Source organism: Mesorhizobium sp. WSM4310 (assembly GCF_007003935.1).
In the GTDB taxonomy this organism is placed as follows: domain Bacteria; phylum Pseudomonadota; class Alphaproteobacteria; order Rhizobiales; family Rhizobiaceae; genus Mesorhizobium.
Genome location: NZ_VFTA01000030.1, coordinates 12,763 through 37,860, shown reverse-complemented (window position 1 = coordinate 37,860; position 25,098 = coordinate 12,763). Strand labels below are relative to the sequence as shown.

Below are 25,098 nucleotides of genomic sequence, written 5' to 3'. Positions count from 1 at the left end.
CGGCGCGGCCTAGTAAACCCTTCCGCGATCTCAGTCGGTCCCGGGAGGGCTCTGCTTGTCCAATTCTGTCAGCGTCGTGAACGACAATGGCGTCGCCATCGTCACCATCGACAATCCGCCGGTCAACGCACTGAGTTTCCATGTCCGCGAGCCGCTGATGCAGGCGCTTGTCGACTTGCGCGATGACGCTTCGGTCACGGCCATCGTGATTGCCTGCGCCGGCCGGACCTTTGTCGCCGGCGCTGACATCACCGAATTCGGCAAGCCGGTGCAGCAGCCCGATCTGCGCGCCGTCGTTGCGATGCTGGAAACCATCGCCAAACCGACGGTCGCCGCCATCCACGGCACCGCGCTCGGCGGCGGGCTGGAACTGGCGCTCGGCTGTCATTTCCGCGTTGCCGATGCCGGCGCCAAACTCGGCCTGCCCGAGGTGAAGCTCGGCCTGCTGCCTGGCGGCGGCGGTACGGTGCGGCTGCCACGTCTTGTCGGCGCGGTGAAGGCGCTGAAGATGATTGTCTCGGGTTCGCCGGTCGGTGCCGACGAGGCGCATGCAGCCGGTCTCGTCGATGCCGTTTTCGAGGGCGACCTCACCACGCATGCGGTGAACTTCGCCCGGGAAATCGCCCGCAAGGGTGGTCCGTTCACGCCGGTGCGCGATCGCAATGACGGGCTTGGGGAAACCGATCTGGCGGCTTTCGACGCCGAGGCGGCGGACCTAACCAGAAAAGCGCGCGGGCTGGAAGCGCCGGTCGCCTGCGCGCAAGCCGTGCGCAATGCCCTCACGCTACCCTTCGACGAGGCGCTGGCGGCGGAGCGCGCGCTGTTCGCGAGACTGGTCGCCAGCGACCAGTCGCGGGCGCAACGGCACCTGTTCTTCGCCGAACGCGAGGCGGCGAAGCTTCCGGGCAAGGACACGCCCAAGCGCAGGATTGCCCGCGTCGGCGTCATCGGCGCCGGCACCATGGGCGGCGGCATCGCCATGGCCTTCGCCAATGGCGGTTTTTCGGTCACCTTGCTGGAAACCAGCGCGGAAGCGCTGCAGCGCGGGCTGGGCATGATCGAGAAGAACTATGCCGTCTCCGTTTCGCGTGGTTCCCTGACCGAAGACGCCAGGCGTCAGCGGCTCGCCCAGTTCAAGGGCTCGACCGACTATGCCGATCTCGCCGATTGCGACCTGATCATCGAGGCGGTGTTCGAGGACATGGCGGTGAAGAAGCAGGTTTTCGGCAAGCTGGATGCTATCGCCAAGCCGGGCGCCATCCTCGCTACAAACACCTCCTATCTCGACATCAATGAAATCGCCGGCTCGATCTCGCGGCCGCAGGATGTGCTCGGCCTGCATTTCTTCTCGCCGGCCAATGTCATGAAGCTGCTGGAGATCGTGCGGGCCGACAAGACCGCGCCGGATGCGCTGGCGACGGTGGTCGATCTCGCGCGGCGGATCGGCAAGGTGGCGGTCGTCGTCGGCGTCTGCCACGGCTTCGTCGGCAACCGCATGCTGGCCGCACGCGGTTCGGAATCGGAAGCGCTGCTGCTGGAGGGCGCGACACCCAGCCAGATCGACAAGGCGTTCACCGATTTCGGCTGGCCGATGGGCCCGTTCCAGATGGGCGATCTCGCCGGCCTCGACATTGGCTGGCGCAACCGCAAGGCGCGTGGCCTGACGGCCGACATCGCCGACACGCTGTGCGAACTGGGACGTTTCGGCCAGAAGACCGGTCGGGGTTTCTATCTCTACGAAGCCGGCGCAAGGGCAGGCGTTCCAGATCCGGAGGTCGAGGCGCTGATCCGCGACAAGGCTGCTGAGAAGGGCATTGCGCCGCGCGCGATCAGCGCGGAAGAAATCATCGAGCGCACGCTCTATCCCCTGATCAACGAGGGAGCGAAAATCCTCGAAGAGAAGATCGCGGCCCGTGCCTCCGACATCGATGTCGTCTGGGCCAATGGCTACGGTTTTCCCATCGGCAAGGGCGGCCCGATGTTCTGGGCCGGTCTCGAAGGGCCGGCAAAGATCGTCGAACGGCTCGACCAGTGGCACAAGCGGACCGGCAAGGACGTGTTCAAGCCGGCTCCGCTGCTGAAGCGGACGGCCGAGACCGGCTCCTGGGAGGCGGAGGCGTAAACGTCGTCGAGCCGCGCGGTGTTGCCGCGCCATTCCCTCACACGTGCTTGCGGCCGCCGGTCTCGCGGAACCAGTTGTCGGGGTAGGGATACCACCAGTCCTGGATCGCCGGTCTGTGGTCGATGATGACCATCTTCGAGCGACGGAAGGCATCGAGCCCCTGCCGTCCCAGTTCGCGGCCGAGGCCTGACGCCTTCCAGCCGCCGAAGGGCAGGGCGTCATTGTCGATCAGCGGGTTGTTGACCCAGACCATGCCGGCCTCGAGCCGTTCGGCCGCCTCATGCGCTTCGGCGAGGTCGGTGGTGAACACCGAGGCGCCGAGCCCGAACGGGCTGTCATTGGCAAGCCGTATCGCCTCGTCGAAATCCTTCACCCGGCAGATGGCGGCGACCGGCCCAAAACACTCTTCGCGCACGATCGCCATGCCAGGGGTGACGCCAGTCAGGATCGTCGGCTCGTAGAACCAGCCGGTGTCGTGCGACGGCGGGATGCGCCCGCCGGTGACGGCCTCGGCGCCATGGGCAATGGCGTCATCGACAAGACGCATGACCTTGGCTCGAGCCGCTTCGCTGACCAGGGGGCCGATCTCGGCCTTGTCCATGCCGTTGCCGATGCGCAGCGCGCGTGTCCTTTCGGCAAACAACTCGACGAAGCGGTCATGCACGGCATCGACGACGAAGAAGCGCTCGGCCGAAGTGCAGACCTGGCCTGTGAGGTGGAAGGCGGCGGTGACGCTGCCGGCCGCGGCGACCTCCAGCGGCGCGTGTTCGCTGATGATCAACGGGTCGCTGCCGCCGGCCTCGATGACGCAAGGCTTCATGCGTTCGGCGCAGGCGACGGCCACCGCCTTGCCGGCGGCGACCGAGCCGGTGAAGGCAACCGCATGGGTGCGGTCGGACGTGATCAGCCCCTGGGCGGTCGCCGCGCCGCCGGGCAGGCAGGAGACCAGGCCTGCCGGCAGCGAGCGGAACACGGCCATGTAGTCCAGCGTCGACAGCGTCGTCGCCTCGGCCGGCTTGACGATGCAGGCATTGCCCGCGGCAAGCGATGCCGCCACCGTCCAGCACATCAACAGGATCGGAAAATTGTAGGGCATGATGTGGACGGAGACGCCATAGGGCTCGTAGCGCGCATATTGGAACGAGCCGGCCTGCGTCGTTCCGGCGATCTTGCCGGCGTCGTCGCGCGCCATCTCGGCATAGTAGCGGAAGATCGGCGCGCAATTGGCGATCTCGCCGATGGCTTCCGGATAGGGCTTGCCCATCTCGCGCACCATCAGCTCGGCGCAGCGGGTGAAATCGGCGGCCTCGATGGCGTTGGCTACGGCATGCAGGTGCTTCGCCCGGCTCTTGGCATCGAGCCTTTTCCAGGCGGCCTGCGCCCCGGTCGCGGCGGCGAGCACAGTATCGATCTCACCGTCGCTGGCCGCGGCGATGGCGCCGACCGTTTCCAGCGTGGCCGGATCGATCACCGGTTTGTTTGCACCGGCCATAGGCCGGTAGTCCGGATTGACGAAGAAGGTCGGCCGGTCAGCGGAGAAATGCATGGACATCCTCTCAGATCCGCTCAGCGGATCATGTAGACCTTCTTGATCGTCTCATGGACGGTGCAGACGCCCTTCCAGTCCTGTGGGAAGAAAGCCGCCGTGTCCGGCTCGATTTCGATCACCTCGCCCGATTCGTGCACATAGGTGCAGCGGCCTTCGAGGAAATGGCAGAACTCGTCGCGGGTGACGTGGCAGTGCCATTTGCCCGGCGTGCAGACCCACAACCCGCATTCGGAGCGGCCTTCCGGTCCCTTGTGGAGCAGCTTGCCCGAGGTGTGGGACTGGCCCTCGATCATCGTCGGGATGATGCCCCAGTCGACGAGGTCGGTGACGGCGAGCGGCGATTGCATGATGGGCGTGGTCATATGGATTTCCTTGAAATGATGCTCACCGGCACATGAAGGCCTTGGTCAGCGTTTGCGTGACGATGGAAATGCCGGTCCAGCCGGCCGGAAAGAACACCAGCGTGCCGGCCTCGACCGGAATCTGTTCGCCGTGCTCGTGGACATAGCTGCCGTGACCAGACAGGAAGTGGCAGAACTCGTCGGTGGCGAAGGTGACCTTGCGGGTGCCCGGCGTGCACGACCACAGGCCGCATTCGCTCGACCCGTCCGGATTCTGCGACAGGATCTTGCCGGAGGCGCGCGGCGCGCCGGCAAGCGTGTTGCTGCCCGCACCCCAATCCTCCAGTTCCACGCTCGAGGCCTGTGGCCAGTGCGGTGTCGACATGTCTTGCTCCCGGTGTCGCGATGTCAGGCCAGCATGTAGATGTTGCGCATGGTCTCGTGCACCGTGCATTCGCCCGTCCAGCCGGCGGGGAACATGACCACGGTCCCGGCCGAGACTTCTATCACTTCGCCGACATCCGAGCGGTAGGTCGCACGGCCGACGACGAAATGGCACAATTCATCGCGCGGGATCGAGAGCCGCCAGCGGCCCGGCGTGCAGACCCAGATGCCGGATTCCGGCTGGTTGTTCGGGCCCTTGTGCAGCAGCCTGCCGGTGGAGTGCGACGCGCCGTCCAGTACGTCCGGCTGGGCGCCCCAGTCGACGAGATCGGTGCGGGTGGATGCCTGGTGAAGATGCGGAGCGGAGGAGGTCACAGCAACGCCTCCAGCAAACCGGCAGCCTTCTCAGGCCCGCTCTGCGCGTGCATCTGTGCCGATGTCCTCGCCAGCTCCGCCTTCATCTGGGGATCGGTCAGGCAGGCCTCGATCTTCGCGACCAGATCGGTATCGCTCCAGTCGTAGCGCGGCATGCCGAAGCCATGGCCGGTTTCCTCGACGCGGGTGGCGTTGTCGTGACCATCCCAGACATAGGGCATGATGATCGCCGGCTTGCCGAAATAGAGGCACTCGGTGAACGAGTTGTTGCCGCCATGGTGGATGACGGCATCGACCTGCGGGATCACCGAAGGCTGCGGGAACCAGCTCTCGACGATGACGTTGCCGGGCACGTCCGTATACTGATCCTTGTAGCCGCCGACATTGACCAGCGCGCGGTAGCGGGTCTTGCCCAGCGTGGCGATGATGCGCTTCAAGAGCTCGACATCGCCGGCGCCGAGGCTGCCGAAGGAGACATAGAGCAGCGGCCCGTCATTGTTCTTCGCGAAGGTGGGCACCGCATAGGGCTTCTCCTGCCGCACGCAGCCTTCGAGATACTGGAATTTCACCGGGTCGAGCGGATGGCGGCGCTTGAACTTCGCCGCTTCGGGATAGAGCAGCAAATTGAGATAGGGCGAGGCCTCGAAGAACTGGCCGATCGGGTAAGGCGCCTCGTTGTTGGCCTTCAGGAAGGCATTGAAGTCGTCATGGATCGGCTTGATCACCGCGTTGAAGTGGTCGCGGTAGCGCTGGTGGCCGGCATGGTCATTCTCGCCGCAGCCCGACAGATGCGGCGGGATGTCCTCGTCCTCGATCTCGTTTTCCGAGCAGGAGATGACGCGCACCCATGGCTTGCCGAACTGTTTTATGGCTGGGAACAGGATGACATTGTCGACGCAGATGACGTCGGGCTTGATGGCGGCCAGCACGCCCGGCAGATCCTTCTGCGCCCATTTGGCGCTGTCGACGATCGCCGTCCAGCAATCCTTGACGTAATTGTCGACCTGGTCGTAGGGCGATTTGCGGAAATTCGGGATGTGGCCGTTGATGAAGTCCTCCCAGAATTTCGCCATCTGCTCGGGCGGCATCGGCTCGGACAGGTTCACCGGATGCGCCTCGAAGCCGTAGCCCCGATAGACCTCGACGAAGCCGGGATCGGACAGAAACACCGCCTTGTGGCCGCGCGCCTCGACGGCCTGGGCGATGCCGACGGAATTGAGCGCCGGGCCGTAGGCGGCTTCCGGGAAAAAGGCGATCGTCTTCTGCGCCATCAAGCTTCTCCTATTCTGCGAAAATTCTGACATCAGCGGCATCCCAGCCGAGTTCGACCTGGTCGCCCGACGACACTGGCCGGCGGTCGGCTGCGTCCGCGGTGACGCGCACCAGGAACGGCTTTGGCGACAGCGGTGTGCGGATATGCAGCTGCAGATCGAGGCCGTGATAGGCCAGCGCCTCGACCGTGCCGATGGTGCGGTTGGCGGTCTCGATCGATGGGAATAGCCTGATGCGTTCCGGCCGCACCGAAGCTACGGCCGAAGCACCGGGCGTGAGCGTTGCGGGAACCTTACCGGCAATGCGCGCGCCATTCACGGCCACCACACCATCGGCTGACGCCTTGCCCGGGATGAAATTCATCACGCCGATGAAGTCGGCGACGAAACGGTCGGCCGGATGCTCGTAGACCGTGTGCGGGGTGTCGCATTGCAACAGTTTGCCATCCTTGAGCACCGCCATGCGATCGGCCATGACGAGCGATTCTTCCTGGTCGTGGGTGACGATGACGAAGGTGATGCCGACCTCGTGCTGCAGGCGTTTCAATTCCAGTTGCATGGCGCCGCGCAGTTTCTTGTCGAGCGCGCCGAGCGGCTCGTCGAGCAGCAGCAGCCTTGGCCGCTTGACCAGGGCGCGGGCCAGCGCGACGCGCTGCTTCTGGCCGCCCGACAATTGCTCCGGCCTGCGGTCGGCGAAGGGGACGAGCTCGGTGGTCCCCAGGATGGCGTCGACGCGGGAACGGATTTCGTTAGCCGGCAAGCGCTCCATCTCCAACCCATAGGAGACATTGGCGCGCACGCTCATATGCGGGAACAGCGCGTAGGACTGGAACATCAGGTTGACCGGCCGCTTGTTGGGCAGGGTCCTGGCGATGTCCTTGCCGTCGAGCAGGATGCGCCCGTCGCTCGGGGTCTCGAAACCGGCCAGCATGCGCAAGAGCGTGGTCTTGCCGCAGCCGGAGGGCCCAAGCAGCGCGAAGAACTCGTTCTCCCGGATATCGAGCGAGATGCCGTCAACGGCGGTGACCCGGCCGAAATTCTTCGACACATGATCGATGGCCAACAGCGTGCGCGGTTCGCTCATTGGCCGATCATTCCCCTGTTAAGCCGCTGCGACAGGGTCAGCGCGGTGATGCTTACGGCCATGACGATGGTCGCCAGCGCGTTGATCTCAGGTGTGATGCCGAAGCGGATCATGGCGTAGATCTGCATCGGCAGCGTGGTCGAGGCACGGCCGGCGCCAGCGGTGAAGAAGGCGATGATGAACTCGTCGACCGACAGCGTGAAGGCGAGCAGCGCGCCGGCGATCACGGCAGGCGCGATGACCGGCAAGGTCACGCGCCGAAAGGTGGTGAGCGCGGAGGCGCCGAGATCGGCGGAGGCCTCGACGATCGACCAGTCGAAGCTCTTCAGCCTTGCGCGCACCACCGAGCAGACGAAGGCGAGGTTGAAGACGACATGGGCGAGGATGATTGTGTGCAGGCCCATGGTCAAATTGAGCATGGAGAAGAACGACAGCAGCGCGATCGCCAGCACGATGTCGGGAATGATCATCGGCGCGAAGATCAGGGCTTCCAGCCCCTTGCCATACCGCCGGCGCATCTCGACGCCGATCGCCAGCAGCGTGCCGAGCAAGGTGGCGATGGCGGTGGAGACCAGCGCCACGATCAGCGTGTTGAGGGCGGCCGACAGGATCGCGGAATTGTTGGCCAGCGAGGCGTACCATTTCAGCGAGAAGCCGGACCAGGCCGTCGGCAGCCCGCCTTCGTTGAAGGAGAGTGCCACCAGCACGGCGATGGGGATGTAGAGGAAGGCGAAGACTAGGCTCAGCACGAGCCATAGCGTGCGCCGCGTCGCAGGGGGGCGCTCAGCCATCCGCGCCTCCCCCGGCCTGCATTGCCCGCCCCGAGGCGCGGTCGGCGGCGAGCGCCTGCGCCATCAGGACCAGCAGCATGATGGCGATCAGCGCCATCGCCAAGGCGGCACCGAAGGGCCAGTCATTGGCGGTGAGGAACTGGTCGTAGACGAGATTGCCGATCATCTGGAATCGGCCGCCGCCGAGCAACGCCGGGGTGACGAAATTGCCGATCGACAACACGAAGACGAAGACGGCGCCGGCGGCGATGCCGGGCACGGTCAGCGGCAGGATGACACGGCGGAATGTGGTGGCGGCCGAGGCGCCGAGATCGCGCGAGGCTTCGGCGAGTTCGGGGTTGAGCCGCGACAGCGGCGCGTAGCAGGCGAGGATGACGAAGGGCAGATAGTTGTAGACGAGGCCGGCGATGACCGCGCCTTCGGTATAGAGCATTGACGGCGGTTCGCCGGTATAGCCGAACCAGCGCAGGAGCTGCGTGATCAGGCCTTCGCGGTTGAGCAGCACGATCCAGGCATAGGTGCGGATCAAATAGTTCGACCAGAACGGTAGCACGGCAAAGAACAGGAACACAGGCTGCCAGCGGCGCGGGGCAGCGGAGATGGCGTAGGCGGCGGCATAGCCGATCACCACCGCGATCAGGGTGGCGGTGCCGGCGATGCGCGCCGACTTCAGGAAAATGCCGGCATAGAGCGGGTCGAAGACCAGCCCGAAATTCTCCAGCGTGAAGGTGTAGTCGATGCCGCCATAAATGCCGCGGCGGACGAAGGCGAGCGCCAGCACCAGCGCGCACGGCACCACCATCAGCGCCGTCAACCAGACCAGAGCCGGGGCCATCAGCAGGGAGGAGCGAGAGGGGACGGAACGCAAGCTTGCTTCCAAGATGCTGCTGGAATGCCGCCTACTGCGCGGCCTTGATCTCGCTGACGATCTTGGAATAGTCGCGCTGGGCTTCGCCGACGTCACGCAGCTGCTCGAACTTGACGAGATCGGCCACCGGCATCGCCATGTTGGGGAATTTGGCCAGGAAATCGGCCGGCAGGCTTTCCATCGCCGGCTTGTTCGGCACCTTGTAGTCGATGTTCTGCGCCGCCCAGGCGTGGTTCTTGGCGTCGAGCATGAAGTTGATGAACTTGAAGGCGTCGTCCTTGTGCTCGGAAGCCTTCATCACCACCATCGTGTCGACCCAGAGGTCCGAACCTTCCTTCGGAATGACGTATTTGATCTCCGGCTTCTCGGCGATGCCGTAATTGCACCAGCCGTCCCAGGCCTGCACCATCAGCGCCTCGCCCGAAACCAGCTTGGAATAGAAGGTGGTGTCGTCATAGGCGAGCAAGGTCTTCTTTGCCGAGATCAAGAGGTCCTTGACCTCGGCCATCTTGGTCGGATCGGTCTCGTTGACTGAAAAGCCCTTGTCGAGCTGGCCGGCCGCCAGCAGCCAGCGATCGGTCGCCAGCATGGTGGTCTTGCCCTTCAGCGCGTCTGAAGGCGCGAGCAGATCGCTCCAGCTCGTCGGCGCCGTCTTGACCAGGTCCGAGCGGTAGCAGAGGCCGGTCGTGCCCCAGGTGTAGGGCACGGAGAAGGAGTTGCCGACATCGTGCGGCAGCTTGGTCGCTTCCGGGTAGAGGTTGGCGAGATTGGGGATCTTGGCGTGGTCCATCGGCTCGATCAGGCCGAGCTTGTTCAGCACCTCGGCAAAGGGCGAGGAGACGAAGACCACGTCATAGCCCTTGCCGCTGGCGGCGATCAGCTTGCCCATGATCTCTTCATTGGTGGCGTGCACCACCACTTCGCCGGAGACGCCGGTGGCGGTCTTGAAGGCGGCCATGGCATCGGGCGCCATGTAGCCGTCCCAGTTGGAGATGACGAGGTCGGCGGCGATTGCCGGCGCCGACAGCGCCATGGCAAGGCCGAGAGCGATTGAAGAGACCTTGAGCGCACGGCGTCGTGGGCTGGTAGCGGTCATGGCAGACTCCCGTTCCGGTTGATCGTCGAATTCTGTGCTGGACCGGGCGCGACCCATGCCGCTGCTTTCGATCCTGTTCCCTCGGTCTTTTTATCGCCGATTATCCTGACAGTACTATTGCAGAAAAAAGTACGTCAATCCATAATTTGCCAAGCGACCGAGGAATCTGGCCGATTGCGCTTGTGCCCGCGATCGGCCAAACCAATACGGTCATATCCATCCGCCGAGACAAGTCATGCAAGCCGCAGCCCGACGACCTCGCACCAACCATCTCGACCTGGCGCAGCGCATCCTGGATGTGGCGCGCCAGCGCGGCTTCGAGCCTGGCGCGCGCCTGCCCGAACAGCAGATCGCCTCGCTGTGCAATGTCTCGCGTACGCCGGTGCGGGCGGCACTCAGCCTGCTCGCGGAACGGGGCGTCGTGCGCTGGGAGGCCGATACCGGCTATCATCTGGCGGTCGACCTCGCGGCGCAGCCGGCCATCGCCGCCGAGCTTCCGAGCGCGGAGGAGGATGATCTGGCCGAGGCGATCCTGCGCGACCGGTCGGCGCGGCGGCTGGACCAGACAGTGACCGCCGCGGCGCTGATGCGACGCTACAGTGCTGATCGCAAGACGGTACTAAAAGCGCTTAATAAACTGACAGAGGAGAATCTGCTGGACCGCGCGCCCGGCCAATCCTGGCTTTTCCGGCGCACGCCCGACGATCCCGAGGCGCAAGGCGAAAGCTATGAGTTCCGCTTGCTGCTCGAGCCGGCGGCGATCCTGACGCCGGGATTCCGGCTGGACGGCGCGCGGGCGGCGGCGTTGCGCCAGGGCATGGACGCTCTGTCGGCGTTGCCGGATGCCGCCTTCGACACGCGTGAGTTCCAGCGGCTGGACATGGATTTCCACGGCATGATCGCCGAGGGCTGTGCCAACCGGTTCATCGCCGACGCGCTGGCCGATCATCTGCGCCTGCGCCGGCTGCCGGGCATCTATGCCGGGGTCAACGTCTTCCGGCTGCGGCAGTCCTTGCTGGAACACCTGAACATACTCGACCATCTCGAAAGCCGGCAGTATGAGGTGGCTGCCGATCTGCTTCGCATCCACCTGCGGCTCTCCCGCAACCAGCGACCGCAAGCGGCCAGCCGCGGGGCGCCCGCCCTGTTCGGCATGATCAGCCGGCCGGAATGAAGAGGATTAATTGACGCGTAGAGCCAGCCCGACCATCGCGCTGTTTCCCGAAGCAAGCTTCGGCGCCGCGTTGAATTGCGTCGGCATCGCGCAGGCCTTGCGGGCGCGGGGCGCCCGGCCCGTCTTCATCTGCCATGCCGGTTTCTCCGGCGTCTTTGCCGACTATGGTTTCCAGGAATACCAGCTGCCGACCGACGAGCCGCTGAGCGACAGCGAGCGCCAGAGCTACTGGCAGGCCTTCGTGCGCCGGCACCTGCCGCATTTTAGGCTCAGTCCGATCGACCAACTCGAAACCTATGTCGCGCCGACCTGGCAAGCGATTGTCGACACGGCGGTCAATGCCGAGGCGCCGCTGCGGCAATTGCTGGCGCGGCTGAAGCCCGACGCGGTGGTGCTCGACAATGTCATCATGTTTCCGGCGATCGCCGCCGCCGGCTGCCCCTGGGTACGCGTCGTCTCCTGCGCCGAGACCGAGCTGCCGGACGCCGAAGTACCGCCCTACCTTTCCGGCATGGCTGCCGATGACCCGCAACGCGCGGCGTTCGAGGCGCGCTATCTCTCGGCCTCGGCGCCGGCGCATGACCGCTTCAACCGCTTTCGCGTGGATGCCGGCCTGGCGCCATTGCCCAAGGGCCTGTTCCTGGAGGCTTCGCCCGACCTCAACCTGCTGCTGACGCCGTCGATCGTGCGGCGCGAGCGGGCCAAACCGCTCGATCCCGCCCGATTCGTCTATCTCGAAGGCTGCGTGCGCTCGGAAGGGCCGTTCGAGGTGCCGGTGTTTCCGCGCAATGGCGGGCCGCTGGTCTATGTCAGCTTCGGCAGTTTAGGGGCCATGGATGTCGGACTGATCGAACGCATGCTTGCCGTGTTCGACAGGCTGCCGGCGCGCTTCATCGTCAATGTCGGCGGCCTGCGCGACGCCTATCGCGCGGTGCCGGACAATGTCTATCTCGACGCCTGGTTTCCGCAGCCTTCGGTGGTGGCGAAGTCGGACCTGTTCATCCACCACGGCGGCAACAACAGCTTTTGCGAGGCGCTGCGCTTCGGCGTGCCGTCGCTGATCATGCCCTATTGCTGGGACGGACATGACAATGCGCGCCGCGCCGGCGAGACCGGCACCGGCGATCATATCGGCCGGGATGCCTGGACTGAAGGAGTATTGGAGAGAGCCATTCTCGGCCTGCTGGCCGACGACGCCATGCGCGCCCGCCTGAGGGACAACGCAGCCCAAATGGCGCTGCAACCCGGAACGGACGTGGCCGCGCAAGCCATACTCTCTCTGATACGGACTTGAACGACATGCTTGATAAGAACACGAATACCGCGACCAACGATCCCAGGGCCTGGTTGGCACAGCACGGCATCAACGAGGTCGAATGCCTGGTGCCGGACATGAACGGCGTGCTGCGCGGCAAGGCGCTGCCGACGGTCAAATTCCTCAAGGCGCTGGAAGACCGCGCGCTGTATCTGCCGAGCAGCGCCTTTCTCGTCAGCATCGACGGCCGCTATTCCGGCTCGATCGACGAGGGCTTTGCCTATTCGGATCCGGACATGCGCATGGTGCCTGACGTCTCGACGTTGTGCCTGGCGCCGGGCGCCGGGCCAGGGAAGGCCTATGTCTTCGCCGACGCCTTCCACATGGATGGCCGGCCATGGATGGCCTCGCCGCGGCATGTGTTGCGCGCCGTGCTCGATCTCTACCGCCAGCGCGGCTGGCGCGCGGTGGTGGCGCCGGAGGTCGAATTCTATCTGACCGCGCCCAACCCGGATCCGGACAGGCCGCTGATCGCGCCGGTCGGGGCGAATGGCCGTGCCGAGGGCGTGCAGCATCCCTATGACATGGCGGCGCTGGAAGAATTCGAGCCGGTGATCCGGCGCGTCTACGACTATGCCGCGGCCGCCGGGCTGCCGCTCGATACGCTGATCCATGAATCGGGCACGGCGCAGCTGGAGATCAACCTCCTGCATGGCGACGCGCTGCCATTGGCCGACCAGGTGCTTTTGTTCAAGCGGCTGACGCGCCAGGCCGCGCAGCAATGCGGCATGCATGCCACCTTCATGGCCAAGCCGATCGCGGCCCAGGCGGGCAGCTCGATGCATCTGCACATGTCCGTTGTCGATGAGGCGGGCAATGCGCTGTTTGCCGGCGACGATGATGCCGACACCGAGATGTTCGGCCATTTCATCGGCGGCCTGCAGACATATGTGCCGGAAATCATGCCGCTGTTCGCGCCCAATGTGAATTCGTTCCGCCGCATAAGGCCGAACCACAGCGCGCCGGCCAACATCGAATGGTCGCATGACAACCGCTCCTGCGGCTTGCGCGTGCCGGCCGGCGGCCGTTCGGCGCGGCGGGTGGAGAACCGTTTGCCGGGCGCCGATTCCAATCCCTATCTGGCGATCGCCGGCTCGCTGCTCGCCGGTTATCTCGGCGTCGAGCAGAAACTCGCGCGCTCGGCCGAAGCTTCGGGCAATGCCTACAAGATCAAGAGCACGCTGCCCAAGACCATGGAGGAGGCGCTCGATCGCTTCACCGCCTGTGAGCCAGTGCGCAAACTGCTCGGCGAGGATTTCTTCCAGACCTATCTGCGCGTCAAGAGCGTCGAGCTCGACCTGTTCCAGAGCGTGGTGACGAGCTGGGAACGCGATCACCTGCTGCTGAAGGTGTGATCATGGCATCTTCAACAGGTTTCAATTCCGGTCTCGATATCGGCAAATCCTACTATGTCGCCACCGCCAATCCGGCGCCGGACCATCCGGCGCTTGCCGGCGATGTCGAAGCCGATCTGGTTGTCGTCGGCGGCGGCTGCACCGGCCTGTCGGCTGCTCTTCACGCCGCCGAGCGCGGCCTGAAGGTGGTGCTGCTCGAAGGCGGCAGGATCGGCTGGGGCGCATCGGGCCGCAATGGCGGCCAGATGATCCCCGGCCTGCGCAAGGGCGCCAAGGGCCTGGTCAAGCTTTACGGGCCGGAGCGGGCGAAGGTGCTGTTCGACCTTGCCTTCGAAGCGCGCGGCCTGGTGCTCGACATCATCGAGCGCCACGCCATCGACTGCGATCTCAGGCTCACCGGCCATCTGGTCGGCGCCGTCAACGGCTCCGATCTCAAGGATTTGGAGGAAGAGGCCAAGTGCCTCGACAGCGTGATGAAATTCCGCGACGTCGAGATCCTGTCGGCAGCCGACGCCCGGGCCAAGGTCGACACCGCATATCATGGCGCGATGTATGAGCCGCTTGGCGGCCACATGCATCCGCTGAACTACACGCTTGGCCTTGCCCGCGCGGCGGTGGCCGCCGGCGTCACCATTCACGAGAATTCGGTGGCGGTGAAGCTGGAGCGCGAGCCTTCGATCCGGGTCTCGACATCGAATGGCTCGGTGCGCGCAAAACATGTCGTGCTGGCGGGCGATGCGCTGCTCAATGGGCTGGAGCCGCGCGTCAACAGCCGCATCATGCCGGTCGGCAATTACATCGTCGCCACCGAGCCGCTGGAAGGCAAGCGCAACGTCATCCCGGCCAATGTCGCGGTCTCCGACACACGCTTCGTCGTCAATTACTATCGTATGTCGGCGGATGGACGGCTGCTGTTCGGCGGCGGCGAGCGCTACACGCCGTCGCCGCCGGCCGACATTGCCGGCTTCGTGCGGCCTCACATGGAAGCCACCTTCCCGCAGCTCAGGGGCTGCCGCATCGATCATGCCTGGGGCGGGCTGGTGTCGGTGACGACATCGCGGCTGCCGCATGTCGGGCACTATGGCGAGGTCTATTTCGCGCATGGCTATTCCGGCAAGGGCGTCATCCTGTCGACGCTGTCGGGCAAGCTTTTGGCCGAAGCCATCACCGGCGACGCCTCGCGGCTCGACCTGTTCTCGACGCTGACGCCGCTGCCGTTCCCCGGCGGCACGGCGCTGCGCGGGCCGCTCTATGTGCTGGGCATGCTTTGGTACGCGATGCGAGACAGGATCAAGCACTGAGGGTGCAACTATCGGAGGCTGGCCCGCCGGCGTTCGACCTCTTAGACCACAAAAAAATCCTCGATGCGCTGTCTGGCTCCAAGCAGCGCCGGCAGGATTTCCCGCTCCATCTCGGCGACGGTAAACCGCGCCGACTGGGTCGAGACGTTGATGGCCGCGACCGTTTTGCCAGCGCGGTCGCGGATCGGCACGGCGATGGAGCGCAGGCCGAGTTCCAGCTCCTCGTCGACGATGGCAAAGCCGTTCGCCTTCGCCTTGCCGATGGCCCCGGCCAGCAGCCCGATGTCGGTGATCGTCTTCGGCGTCCGTCTCTCGATGGTCGCCTGGTGCAGAAATTCGTCGAGTTCCTCCGGCGCCAGGCCGGCGAGCAGCATGCGCCCCATCGAGGTGCAATAGGCGGGCAGCCTGGTGCCGACATCGAGCGAGACGCTGAGGATGCGCCGGCCAGGAATGCGGGCGACATAGACGACATCCTGGCCCGACAGGATCGCCGCAGAGCAGGCCTCGTTCAGCTGCGCGGCGACCGCGCGCATGATCGGCGCGGCGAAGCTCCACAGCGAGCCGCCACCGAGCCATGTGCGGGCAACGGCCAGCAGGCGCGGCGACAGCGAGAACACACGGCCGTCCTGGGTGGCATAGCCTGATGCGACAAGCGTCAGCAGGAAACGGCGGGCGCCGGCCCGGGTCAGGCCGGCTTGCTGGGCCATTTCCGTCAGCGTCATGCCGGAGGGGTGGCGGGCGAGGATCTCCATGACCGCAAGGCCGCGCTCGAGCGAGCCGACATGATCACGGGAAGCGGCTTCTTCGCCCATCTCACCTCCGCCAAAGGTATCGACGCCCGGATTGACTCCATGACCTTACCCGGCGTAGAAAGTTTCGCATACAAAACATAAGTTCGCAATACGAACTTTTGGACCGGGAGTCGACGATGGTCAAGTTCCTGCCGCTCAAACAGGCCGTGGCCGAGAATTTGAACGATGGCGACTCCGTCGCCTTCGAGGGCTTCACCCACCTGATCCCGACAGCCGCTGCGCATGAGGCGATTCGCCAGGGGTTTCGCGACCTGACCCTGATCCGCATGACGCCGGACCTGATCTACGACCAGATGATCGGCATGGGCATGGCGAAGAAGATCGTCTTCTCCTATGTCGGCAATCCCGGTGTCGGCCTGCTGCGGCGCGCCCGCGATTCCATCGAGAACGGTTTTCCCCGGACGATCGAGGTCGAGGAGCACAGCCATGCCGGCATGGCCAACGCCTATGAGGCGGGCGCGGCCGGCCTGCCCTGCGCGGTGTTCCGCGGCTATCGCGGCGCAGGCCTTGCCGCGGTCAACCCGAACATCAAGTCGGTCACCTGTCCGTTCACCGGCGAGGTGCTGGCGGCCGTTCCCTCAATTCGGCCTGACGTCACCTTCATCCATGCGCAGAAGGCCGACAGGAAAGGCAATGTGCTGGTCGAGGGCATCATCGGCATCCAGAAGGAGGCCGTGCTGGCGGCCAGGCGCGCCGTGGTGACGGTGGAGGAGGTGGTCGACAATTTCGACGATCTGCACCCCAATCTGACCGTGCTGCCGCGCTGGACGATCGCGGCGATCTCGGTGGTGCCCGGCGGCTCGCATCCGTCCTATGCCCATGGCTATTACGCGCGCGACAACGCCGCCTATCTCGAATGGGACGCGATCGCCGCCGACCGCGAGAAGTTCCAGGCCTGGATGCAGGCGAATGTCATCGAAAAGAGCGCCGACGATTTCGCTGGCCGCGTCGAGCATCTGAGGAAAGCTGCATGAGCGACAATCCGGGCTTCACCCCCAACGAGATGATGACGATCGCCGCCAGCCGCGCGCTGCGCAATGACGATGTCTGCTTCGTCGGCATCGGCGCGCCGTCCGCCGCCTGCAACGTGGCGCGGCTGACGCATGCGCCTGACATCACGCTGATCTACGAGAGCGGCACGATCGGCACCGCGCCTGACGTGCTGCCGCTGTCGATCGGCGATGGCGAATTGTGCGAGACCGCCGTCACTACCGTCGCGGTGCCGGAAATGTTCCGCTACTGGCTGCAAGGCGGCCGCATCTCGATCGGTTTCCTCGGTGCCGCGCAGCTCGACAAGTTCGGCAATATCAACACCACGGTCATCGGCGACTATGTCCATCCCAAGACAAGGCTCCCCGGCGGCGGCGGCGCGCCGGAGATCGCGACCTCGTCGAAGGAGATCTACATCACCATGGCGCAAACCAGGCGCGGCATGGTCGAGAAGATCGACTTCTTCACCTCCTTCGGCCATGGCGAGGGCGGCGATCACCGCAAGCGGCTGGGCATCGACACCGCCGGGCCGACACTGCTGATCACCGATCTCGCCATCTGGAAGCCGGACCCGGTGACCAAGGAATTCACGGTCGTGTCGCTGCATCCCGGCGTCACCCGCCAGCAGGTGCAGGACAGCTGTGGCTGGGTGGTTAAGTTCGCCGAGGCGCTTGACGAAACACCGGCGCCAAGCGAACTCGAACTCAATACATTGCGCGACCTGCAGGCCCGCACCAAGGCGGCGCATGAGGGAACCGGAAAAGCAAAGGCTGCATGACATGGCCGAGGCCTATATCTGCGACTACATCCGCACGCCGATCGGCCGCTTCGGCGGTTCGCTGTCCTCGGTGCGATCAGACGATCTCGGCGCCATACCGCTGAAGGCGCTGGTCGAGCGCAATGCCGGCATCGACTGGCAGGCGGTGGACGACGTCGTCTATGGCTGCGCCAACCAGGCCGGAGAGGACAACCGCAACGTAGCGCGCATGGCGCTGTTGCTGGCGGGCCTGCCAAAGGAAATCCCGGGTTCGACCGTCAATCGCCTGTGTGGTTCGGGCATGGATGCGCTGACCATTGCCGCGCGGGCCATCAAGGCCGGCGAAGCGGAATTGATGATCGCCGGCGGCGTCGAATCGATGAGCCGGGCGCCCTTCGTCATGCCCAAGGCCGACACCGCGTTCTCGCGCAATGCCGAGATTTACGACACCACCATCGGCTGGCGTTTCGTCAACCCGCTGATGAAGAAGCAGTATGGCGTCGATTCGATGCCGGAAACCGGCGAGAACGTGGCAGAAGAATTCGCCGTTACCCGCGCGGCCCAGGACGCCTTTGCCGTGCGCAGCCAGGACAAGGCTGTCGCGGCACAGACCAATGGCCGCCTGGCCAAGGAAATCACTCCGGTGACCATCCCGCAGCGCAAGGGCGATGCGGTGATGGTCTCGAAAGACGAACATCCACGCGCCGGCACGACGGTCGAGGCGCTGGCCAAGCTGCCGACGCCGTTCCGCCAGGACGGCACGGTGACCGCCGGCAATGCCTCCGGCGTCAATGACGGCGCGGCGGCGCTGATCGTTGCTTCCGAGGCCGCGATAAAGAAATACGGCCTGGCGCCGATCGCCCGCATCCTTGGCGGCGCCGCCGCCGGCGTTGCGCCGCGCATCATGGGCATCGGCCCGGCGCCGGCGACGCAGAAACTTTGCGCGCGGCTTGGCCTGACGCCGCGACAGTTCGATGTCATCGAGCTCAACGAAGCCTTTGCCTCGCAAGGCATCGCCGTGCTGCGCCAGCTCGGCATTGCCGAGGATGCCGAACACGTCAACCCGAATGGCGGCGCCATCGCGCTCGGCCATCCGCTGGGCATGTCGGGCGCGCGCATCTCGGGCACGGCGGCCCTGGAGCTGCGTGAGCGCGGCGGCCGCTACGGCCTGGCGACGATGTGCATCGGCGTCGGCCAGGGCATCGCCATCGCGCTCGAACGGGCCTGACCGCCGCCTGCCGTTTGGCCAGCGAGAATCAGGGCTGGATTCGGCGTGTCGCCAAATTTGACCATGTGGACAAAAGTCCGGACCCGTTCCATAGTTCCCCGTCTGATTTTTAGAACGGCCGGCTCGACACGGCTGTCAAACAGAGGGGACTGCAATGGAAAACCGGAAGAACAAATCTTCGTCGACACGCGAAGGGATTTCGCGGCGCAATGTGCTGGAGCTCGGCGCGCTTGGCCTGGCAGCGGCCATGCTGCCGGGTGCGGCCTTCGCCAAGGACAAGAAGCTGAAGGTGGCGGCGATCTTCGCCACGCCGATCGAGGAGCCGTGGGACAACCAGATCCATGTCGCCTTGCAGAAGGCGGAGAAGGAACTCGGCATCGAATACAAATGGTCGGAGAAGGTGCAGACCGCCGACTTCAGTCGCGTCATGCGCGAATATGCGCAGGGCGGCTACCAGCTGGTGCTGGGCGACGCCTTCGCCGCCGAGCGCGAATCGCGCCGCACCGCAAAACAATTCCCGAAGACCGCCTGGCTGTTCGGTTCGGGCGCCGGTCCGGCCGAACCCAATTTCGGCGTCTTCGACAACTGGATCCATGAGCCCGCCTATCTCTCCGGGATGATCGCCGGCAAGATGTCGAAATCAGGCACGGTCGGCGCCGTCGCGGCGATGGGCATTCCGGAAGTGAACCGGCTGGTCAACGCCTTCTTTGCCGGCGCCAAGGAGGTCAATCCGAACGTCAAGAAGAAGGTCGCCTTCATCGGTTCCTTCTTCGATCCGCCCAAGGCCAAGGAAGCCGCGGTGGCGCAGATCGATGCCGGCGTCGACGTCATCTATGCCGAGCGCTTCGGCGTCATCGAGGCGGCGGTCGAGAAGAAAATCCTCGCCATCTCCAACATGTCGGACCAGTCGAGCCTCGGCCCCGACACGGTCATCACCGGCCCGGTCTGGGACATGTATCCGACGGTCGAACAAGCGATCAAACTGGTCAAGGCCGGCGTCTACACCGCGCAGGACTATGGCGATTTCTCGCGTATGGCCAAGGGCGGTTCGTATCTCGCCCCCTACCACAAGTTCGACAAGACACTGCCGGCCGAGGTCAAGGATCTGGTCGAGAAGAAGAAGGCCGAGATCCTCGAAGGCAATTTCCGGGTGGACGTCGACGAGAACACGCCGGTTTCGGATTGAGGCTTGCTTTGAGGGGCGGTGCTAAGCGCCCCCCTCTGTCCTGCCGGACATCTCCCCCTCAAGGGGGGAGATTGGCAGCTTCACCCGAGTCACTTTTCTTTCGACCTAGAAAAACTGGCGAAAGCCGAAAGTGACATCCAATCTCCCCCCTTGAGGGGGAGATGGCCGGCAGGCCAGAGAGGGGTGCAGCGCCACCCGATCAGTCAAAGCTGAATCGTAAAGCCAATTCCGATCAGGAGTATCCTTGCCGACGCCCGCCCCACTCATCGAAATGCGCGGCATCACCAAGAGCTTCGGCGCCGTCAAGGCGAACGAGGCTGTCGACCTCAGCGTCGCGCCTGGTGAAATCCTCGGCCTGCTGGGCGAGAACGGCGCCGGCAAGACGACGCTGATGAATGTGCTGTTCGGCGCCTACGCGCCGGATGCCGGGGAAATCCTGATCCAGGGGCAGCCCGTGCGGATCACCAGTTCGGCCGATGCGCTGGCCGCCGGCATCGGCATGGTGCACCAGCATTTTCACCTGGCGCCACGGCTGACGGTGCTGGAGAACCTGCTCATCGGCATTCCCGGGAAATCGGGACGGATCGACCGCGCCGGCGGGCTGGCGCGGCTGGCCGAAATCGGCCGCCAGCATGGACTGACGCTCGATCCCGACCTGCCGGTCTCGGCGCTGTCGGTCGGCGAACAGCAGCGGCTCGAGATCGTCAAGGCGCTGTTTCGCGGCGCAAAGCTTTTGATCCTCGACGAGCCGACGGCGGTGCTGGCGCCGAGCGAGGTCGACGGGCTGTTTTCAGCGCTGCGCTCGATGGCGGCGCAAGGTCTCGGCATCATCTTCATCTCGCACAAGCTCAACGAGGTGCGGGCGCTCACCCATCGCTGCACGGTGCTGCGGCATGGCCGTGTCGCCGGCCGCGTCGACGATCCTGCCAACACCACGTCCGCCGCCATGGCGCAGCTGATGTGCGGCCACGAGATCGTGCCGCCGGCCAGGGGGCCTTCGACGCCGGGCGAAGCGGTGCTGACGCTCGACGGCATTTCCACCTCGACGCATTCGGGAACCGCGCTGCGCGATGTTTCGCTTGCCGTCCGCTCCGGCGAGATTCTTGGCATTGCCGGCGTGTCGGGCAATGGCCAGCGGGCGCTCGCCGAAGTGATCTCCGGCGTGCGCGCGCCCGATGCCGGCCGGATGACGATCGCCGGCCAGACGGTTTCACGGTTTTCGCCGCGCGAGGTGCAGGCGCTTGGGCTTGGCCGCATCCCGGAGGACCGCATGACCACGGGTCTGGTCACCAATTTGCCGCTTGCCGATTCGATGGTGCTGCCACGCATCGGTACCGCCGCATTCAGCAGCAAAGGCCTGCTCAAGCCGGACGCGATCCGCACCTTCGCCGAAGAACAGATCAAGACCTATGACATCAGGTGCCCTGGACCGATGACGCGTGCCGGGGCGCTGTCCGGCGGCAATCTGCAGAAGGCGCTCCTGGCGCGCGAGCTTGCCTTCGACCCGAAGGTTTTGATCGTCTCTCAGCCGACGCGCGGCCTCGACATCGGGGCTGCCCGCTTCATCCACGAGAAGTTCCTCGACATGCGCGCCAAGGGCTGTGGCATCATCGTCATCGGCGAGGATCTCGAAGAGCTGCTGGCGCTCTGCGACCGCATCGCGGTGATGTATGAGGGCCGCATCGCCGGCACGCTCGACAGTGGTGATGCGACGATCGCGCGGCTCGGCCTGCTGATGACCGGAGCGGAGGGCCACGGCTGATGTTTCGCCTGGAAGTGCGCAACTCGACGCCGACCTGGTTCAATCTTGCGCTTCCGTTGGTGGCGATCGCGGCGACGCTTGTCCTGTGCAGCGGCCTGATCGCGCTGGCTGGCGCTGGCGTGCTCGAATCTTACGGCGTGATGTTCACGGCCTCGCTCGGCGACAGCTACGCCATCACCGAAACGCTGGTGCGCGCCGCACCGATGATCTTCACCGGACTGGCGGTCGCCGTCGCCTTCCGCGCCAAATTCTGGAACATCGGCGCCGAGGGCCAGTTGCTGGCCGGCGCCGTCGCCAGTTGCTTTGTCGGCGCCATCCCGATGCCGGGGGCGCTCGCCATGCTGTTGATGGCAATTGTCGGCGCCGCCGCCGGTGCCGCAGTCGCGTTGGTGCCGGCGACGCTACGGGTCAAATTCAAGGTCGACGATGTCGTCAGCTCGCTGCTGCTCAACTCGGTCATCTACTATGCGCTGATGGCGCTGATCGAAGGGCCGTGGAAGGACAGCTTCAGTGGCTATCCGATCTCGCCGCCAATCGAGGATTCGGCCAATTTCCCGGTGCTGGTCGAAGGCACGCGGCTGCATCTGGGCGTCATCGTGGCGCTGATCGCAGCACCTCTGATCTGGTTCCTCATCGCGCGCACCACGCTTGGTTTCCGCATCAGGGTCACCGGCGAGAACCCGGAAGCCGCCCGCTACGGCGGCATTCCTGTCGAGCGTGTGCTGCTCTCGACCGCGCTCATGTCCGGCGCGCTGGCGGGGCTCGCCGGCGTCGGCGAAGTCGGCGGCGTGCATTTCCAGGTGATGAGCGACATCTCGCCCGGCTACGGCTATTCCGGCATCGTCGTCGCCATGCTGGCGCGGCTCAATCCGCTGGGCGTGGTGCCGGCGGCGATCTTCCTCGCCGCCGTAATGACCGGCGCCGAGGCGATGTCGCGCGCGACCGGCGTGCCGGCGTTCCTCAGCGACGTCATCCAGGGCACCGCCTTGCTCGCCATGCTGGTGGCCCTGCTGTTTACCGCCTATCGCATTCGCCGTGTGGGGGCCGCCCGATGAGCGCGGTGCTGGAACAGATCTTCCAGGTCGGCTTTTTGGCCGCCATCATCCGCATCGCCACGCCGCTGGCCTTCGCCACGCTCGGCGAAATGTTCTCCGAGCGCGCCGGCGTGCTCAATCTCGGCATCGAAGGCATCATGCTGCTCTGCGCCATGACTGGCTTCACCGCCACCAGCCTCAGCGGCAGCCTGTGGCTCGGCGTCCTGGTGGCGGTGCTGACCGGGATGCTGATGGGCGCGCTGCATGCGCTGTTCACCGTGGCACTGGGCCTGAGCCAGCATGTCTGCGGCATCGGCGTGACTTTGTTCTCGTCGGGCCTTGCCTATTTCCTCTACCGGCTGATCTTCGGTCAGCAATCGGTGCCGCCTGCCATCAAGGGCTTTCAGACGCTGCCGATCCCGGTTCTATCGGACATTCCGGTGCTCGGGCCGGCGGTGTTCAACCAGTTCGCGCTGGTCTACATGGCGATCATCACCATACCGCTCGCGGCCTTCGTGCTTTACCGCACCCCCTGGGGCCTGTCGGTGCGCATGGTCGGTGAGAACCCGCGCGCCGCCGATTCGGCCGGCGTCAGCGTCATTGCCACGCGCTTCCAGGCCGTCATCCTCGGCGGCGCCCTGATGGGGCTGGCCGGCGCCTTCCTGTCGATGGCGCAGTTCAACGCCTTCACCTTCGGTGTCGTCTCCGGACGCGGCTGGGTGGCGATCGCGCTGGTGGTGTTCGGCCGCTGGGACCCGTGGCGCTCGGCGGGCGCGGCACTGCTGTTCGCCTTTGTCGATGCTCTGCAACTGCGCATGCAGGCGAGCGGGCTCGGGCACATCCCCTACGAAGCGTTCCTGATGCTGCCGTTCATCTTCACCATCGTCGCCATGGCGGTGATGTCGCGCAACGCGGTGGCGCCGTCGGCGTTGTTGAAGCCGTTTCGCAGGGAAGAGCGGTAGCGAGGCCCTTCTCCTGGAAAGCTCACATCGCCGTAAAACCATTGTCGACGAACAGATGCGCGCCGTTGACGAAGCTCGATTCGTCGCTGGCCAAATACAGCGCGGCCTTGGCCACCTCTTCCGGCTCGCCGATGCGGCCCTGCTGCGCAGCCAGTGCCGCGTCGGAGACGTCGACGCCGAGCTTGCCGAGGTCGGCGACCTCGCGCAGGCCGTGCGGTGTCCTGATAAAGCCGGGGCAGACGGCGTTGCAGCGGATGTTGCGGTCGCGGAACTCGACGGCAATGGCGCGGGCGAACATGTGGCAGGCGCCCTTGGTGGTGTCGTAGAGCACTTCGTTCGGTGTCGCCGCCACCGCCGAGATCGACGAGGTGCAGACGATCGAGCCGCCGCCCGCCGCGATCATGCCGGGCAGCACGGCGCGCGTCATCAGGAACATCGAACGCACATTGACGGCATGCAGCCAGTCCCATTCCTGCACGGTCGTCTCCAGGAACGGCTTTATCACGATGGTGCCGGCGTGATTGAACAGCACCGTGACCGGGCCGAGTTTTTCGGTCGCGCCCTTCACTGCCGCCTGAACCTGCGCCTCGTCTGACACGTCGGCGACAAAATGCTCGGCGACATGGCCGCGTGCACGGATTGCCGTCGCGGTGGCGGCGGCTGCCTCGCCATTGCGGTCGATGATCGCCACCTTGGCGCCTTCAGCCGCGAACAGTTCCGAGGCCGCTCCGCCCATTCCCGTCGCGCCGCCCGAAATGATGGCAACCTTGCCCGCCAGTCTTTCGCCCATTTCTATTCCCCTGTTCGACCCAGGTCGCATTTGCTTGTCGGGGGATGCTACCGCGCCCGCACAAGGCGGCCAATGGACCAATTGGGTGCAGCGGGAACAAGGCCGTAGGTCCATTCGGACGCGCCCGGAGGAAGGCTCATGCCCTGCCGATCAATTGCGCCGGCAAGCGATCCCAGCAATTCATGACCAACTTAACCCCTGGAGGGAGAAAATTATTCTGCCTACAGCGCAAAAATAGCAATCGACAAAGTCTACAAGTTTTATAGATTAACCGGCGAGACGGAGGTCGATATGTCCTATATCCAGAACGCTCAGACTGACAGCAGCGGCCAGAGGCTGGCCAATGCCCAGACCTTTCGCCCGGCCTATGCCGGAGCTTTCGCCTATCTCGTCTTTGCCCTTGCGTTCGTGTTCACCGGGGCCGTCGTTCTGGGCCTTATTCCCTAGGGCACCGGATCGACAGGGGCCAGCCGCCCCGCTGTATCAGGCAATCGGAGTTGAATGAACCGGATCCGGTGCGTTTGCGCGCGGCCGCGATTCGAATTTCAGCG

The 25,098-nt window shown here is 65.0% G+C and carries 24 protein-coding genes; 13 read left to right on the top strand and 11 right to left on the bottom strand.

The genetic code is table 11. The features are described from left to right. Window positions 1-55 precede the first annotated feature (55 nt). Window positions 56-2,122: a 3-hydroxyacyl-CoA dehydrogenase NAD-binding domain-containing protein gene (locus FJV80_RS26335; protein ID WP_142877828.1), complete on the top strand. Its 2,067-nt coding sequence runs from the start codon at window positions 56-58 to the stop codon at window positions 2,120-2,122. 37 nt (window positions 2,123-2,159) lie between these two features. Here FJV80_RS26335 and FJV80_RS26330 read toward each other — a convergent pair whose 3' ends face one another. The 9 genes from FJV80_RS26330 to FJV80_RS26290 form a co-directional block, all read right to left on the bottom strand. Further along, window positions 2,160-3,668, bottom strand: coding sequence for an aldehyde dehydrogenase family protein (locus tag FJV80_RS26330; protein ID WP_095774872.1), 1,509 nt, complete (start codon window positions 3,666-3,668; stop codon window positions 2,160-2,162). Between the two features lie 20 nt (window positions 3,669-3,688). Then, complete coding sequence (locus tag FJV80_RS26325; protein ID WP_095774732.1) at window positions 3,689-4,033, bottom strand: cupin domain-containing protein; 345 nt, start codon at window positions 4,031-4,033, stop codon at window positions 3,689-3,691. A 22-nt stretch (window positions 4,034-4,055) separates the two neighbouring features. After that, on the bottom strand, window positions 4,056-4,397 hold the full coding sequence (locus FJV80_RS26320) for a cupin domain-containing protein (protein ID WP_095774731.1): 342 nt from the start codon (window positions 4,395-4,397) through the stop codon (window positions 4,056-4,058). Between the two features lie 23 nt (window positions 4,398-4,420). Then, window positions 4,421-4,771, bottom strand: a complete 351-nt coding sequence (locus FJV80_RS26315) for a cupin domain-containing protein (RefSeq protein ID WP_095792217.1) — start codon at window positions 4,769-4,771, stop codon at window positions 4,421-4,423. After that, window positions 4,768-6,042 (bottom strand): glycosyltransferase, encoded by a 1,275-nt coding sequence (locus FJV80_RS26310; protein WP_095774729.1) that lies wholly within the window; start codon window positions 6,040-6,042, stop codon window positions 4,768-4,770. The genes FJV80_RS26315 and FJV80_RS26310 overlap by 4 nt, the downstream gene beginning before the upstream one ends. 10 nt (window positions 6,043-6,052) lie before the next feature. Continuing rightward, entirely contained in the window at window positions 6,053-7,126 is a 1,074-nt protein-coding gene (locus FJV80_RS26305; RefSeq protein WP_095792215.1) for an ABC transporter ATP-binding protein, read from the bottom strand. Then, window positions 7,123-7,917, bottom strand: coding sequence for an ABC transporter permease (locus FJV80_RS26300; RefSeq protein WP_142877827.1), 795 nt, complete (start codon window positions 7,915-7,917; stop codon window positions 7,123-7,125). The genes FJV80_RS26305 and FJV80_RS26300 overlap by 4 nt, the downstream gene beginning before the upstream one ends. Beyond that, window positions 7,910-8,752 carry an ABC transporter permease gene (locus tag FJV80_RS26295; protein WP_142877851.1) on the bottom strand — a complete coding sequence of 281 codons (843 nt, stop codon included), beginning with the start codon at window positions 8,750-8,752 and terminating at the stop codon, window positions 7,910-7,912. The genes FJV80_RS26300 and FJV80_RS26295 overlap by 8 nt, the downstream gene beginning before the upstream one ends. 64 nt (window positions 8,753-8,816) lie before the next feature. Continuing rightward, window positions 8,817-9,881, bottom strand: coding sequence for a spermidine/putrescine ABC transporter substrate-binding protein (locus FJV80_RS26290; protein ID WP_095792212.1), 1,065 nt, complete (start codon window positions 9,879-9,881; stop codon window positions 8,817-8,819). Window positions 9,882-10,116: 235 nt separating this feature from the next. Between FJV80_RS26290 and FJV80_RS26285 the strand changes: the two genes are divergently transcribed. From FJV80_RS26285 to FJV80_RS26270, 4 genes are read left to right on the top strand one after another with little or no spacing between them, the layout of a single operon-like run. Beyond that, window positions 10,117-11,055, top strand: coding sequence for a GntR family transcriptional regulator (locus FJV80_RS26285; RefSeq protein WP_095774724.1), 939 nt, complete (start codon window positions 10,117-10,119; stop codon window positions 11,053-11,055). 10 nt (window positions 11,056-11,065) lie between these two features. Continuing rightward, complete coding sequence (locus tag FJV80_RS26280) at window positions 11,066-12,349, top strand: glycosyltransferase (RefSeq protein WP_142877826.1); 1,284 nt, start codon at window positions 11,066-11,068, stop codon at window positions 12,347-12,349. A 5-nt stretch (window positions 12,350-12,354) separates the two neighbouring features. After that, window positions 12,355-13,725 carry a glutamine synthetase family protein gene (locus tag FJV80_RS26275; RefSeq protein ID WP_142877825.1) on the top strand — a complete coding sequence of 457 codons (1,371 nt, stop codon included), beginning with the start codon at window positions 12,355-12,357 and terminating at the stop codon, window positions 13,723-13,725. 2 nt (window positions 13,726-13,727) lie between these two features. After that, complete coding sequence (locus FJV80_RS26270) at window positions 13,728-15,026, top strand: FAD-binding oxidoreductase (RefSeq protein WP_185975268.1); 1,299 nt, start codon at window positions 13,728-13,730, stop codon at window positions 15,024-15,026. Between the two features lie 41 nt (window positions 15,027-15,067). Here the strand turns inward: FJV80_RS26270 and FJV80_RS26265 are convergent, their stop codons facing one another. Beyond that, a complete protein-coding gene (locus tag FJV80_RS26265; protein ID WP_142877824.1) occupies window positions 15,068-15,838 on the bottom strand; it encodes an IclR family transcriptional regulator in 771 nt (256 codons plus the stop codon). A gap of 116 nt (window positions 15,839-15,954) precedes the next feature. Here FJV80_RS26265 and FJV80_RS26260 point away from each other — a divergent pair, with 116 nt between their 5' ends. The 7 genes from FJV80_RS26260 to FJV80_RS26225 all read left to right on the top strand — a co-directional run bounded on the left by FJV80_RS26260 (window position 15,955) and on the right by FJV80_RS26225 (window position 23,757). Next, window positions 15,955-16,812: a CoA transferase subunit A gene (locus FJV80_RS26260; RefSeq protein ID WP_142877823.1), complete on the top strand. Its 858-nt coding sequence runs from the start codon at window positions 15,955-15,957 to the stop codon at window positions 16,810-16,812. After that, window positions 16,809-17,606, top strand: a complete 798-nt coding sequence (locus FJV80_RS26255; RefSeq protein WP_095774719.1) for a CoA-transferase subunit beta — start codon at window positions 16,809-16,811, stop codon at window positions 17,604-17,606. Before FJV80_RS26260 ends, FJV80_RS26255 begins: the two co-directional genes overlap by 4 nt. 1 nt (window position 17,607) lies before the next feature. Beyond that, window positions 17,608-18,813: a 3-oxoadipyl-CoA thiolase gene (pcaF, locus tag FJV80_RS26250; RefSeq protein ID WP_142877849.1), complete on the top strand. Its 1,206-nt coding sequence runs from the start codon at window positions 17,608-17,610 to the stop codon at window positions 18,811-18,813. A 154-nt stretch (window positions 18,814-18,967) separates the two neighbouring features. Then, a complete protein-coding gene (locus tag FJV80_RS26245; protein WP_095774718.1) occupies window positions 18,968-19,999 on the top strand; it encodes a BMP family protein in 1,032 nt (343 codons plus the stop codon). 271 nt (window positions 20,000-20,270) lie between these two features. Further along, window positions 20,271-21,761: an ABC transporter ATP-binding protein gene (locus FJV80_RS26235; RefSeq protein WP_142877848.1), complete on the top strand. Its 1,491-nt coding sequence runs from the start codon at window positions 20,271-20,273 to the stop codon at window positions 21,759-21,761. Continuing rightward, window positions 21,761-22,816, top strand: coding sequence for an ABC transporter permease (locus tag FJV80_RS26230; RefSeq protein ID WP_095792207.1), 1,056 nt, complete (start codon window positions 21,761-21,763; stop codon window positions 22,814-22,816). The genes FJV80_RS26235 and FJV80_RS26230 overlap by 1 nt, the downstream gene beginning before the upstream one ends. Further along, on the top strand, window positions 22,813-23,757 hold the full coding sequence (locus FJV80_RS26225; protein ID WP_142877822.1) for an ABC transporter permease: 945 nt from the start codon (window positions 22,813-22,815) through the stop codon (window positions 23,755-23,757). Before FJV80_RS26230 ends, FJV80_RS26225 begins: the two co-directional genes overlap by 4 nt. 22 nt (window positions 23,758-23,779) lie before the next feature. Here FJV80_RS26225 and FJV80_RS26220 read toward each other — a convergent pair whose 3' ends face one another. After that, window positions 23,780-24,547, bottom strand: a complete 768-nt coding sequence (locus FJV80_RS26220) for an SDR family oxidoreductase (protein WP_095774714.1) — start codon at window positions 24,545-24,547, stop codon at window positions 23,780-23,782. A gap of 291 nt (window positions 24,548-24,838) precedes the next feature. Here FJV80_RS26220 and FJV80_RS26215 point away from each other — a divergent pair, with 291 nt between their 5' ends. Further along, window positions 24,839-24,994, top strand: a complete 156-nt coding sequence (locus tag FJV80_RS26215; protein WP_010912229.1) for a hypothetical protein — start codon at window positions 24,839-24,841, stop codon at window positions 24,992-24,994. Window positions 24,995-25,098: the final 104 nt, after the last annotated feature.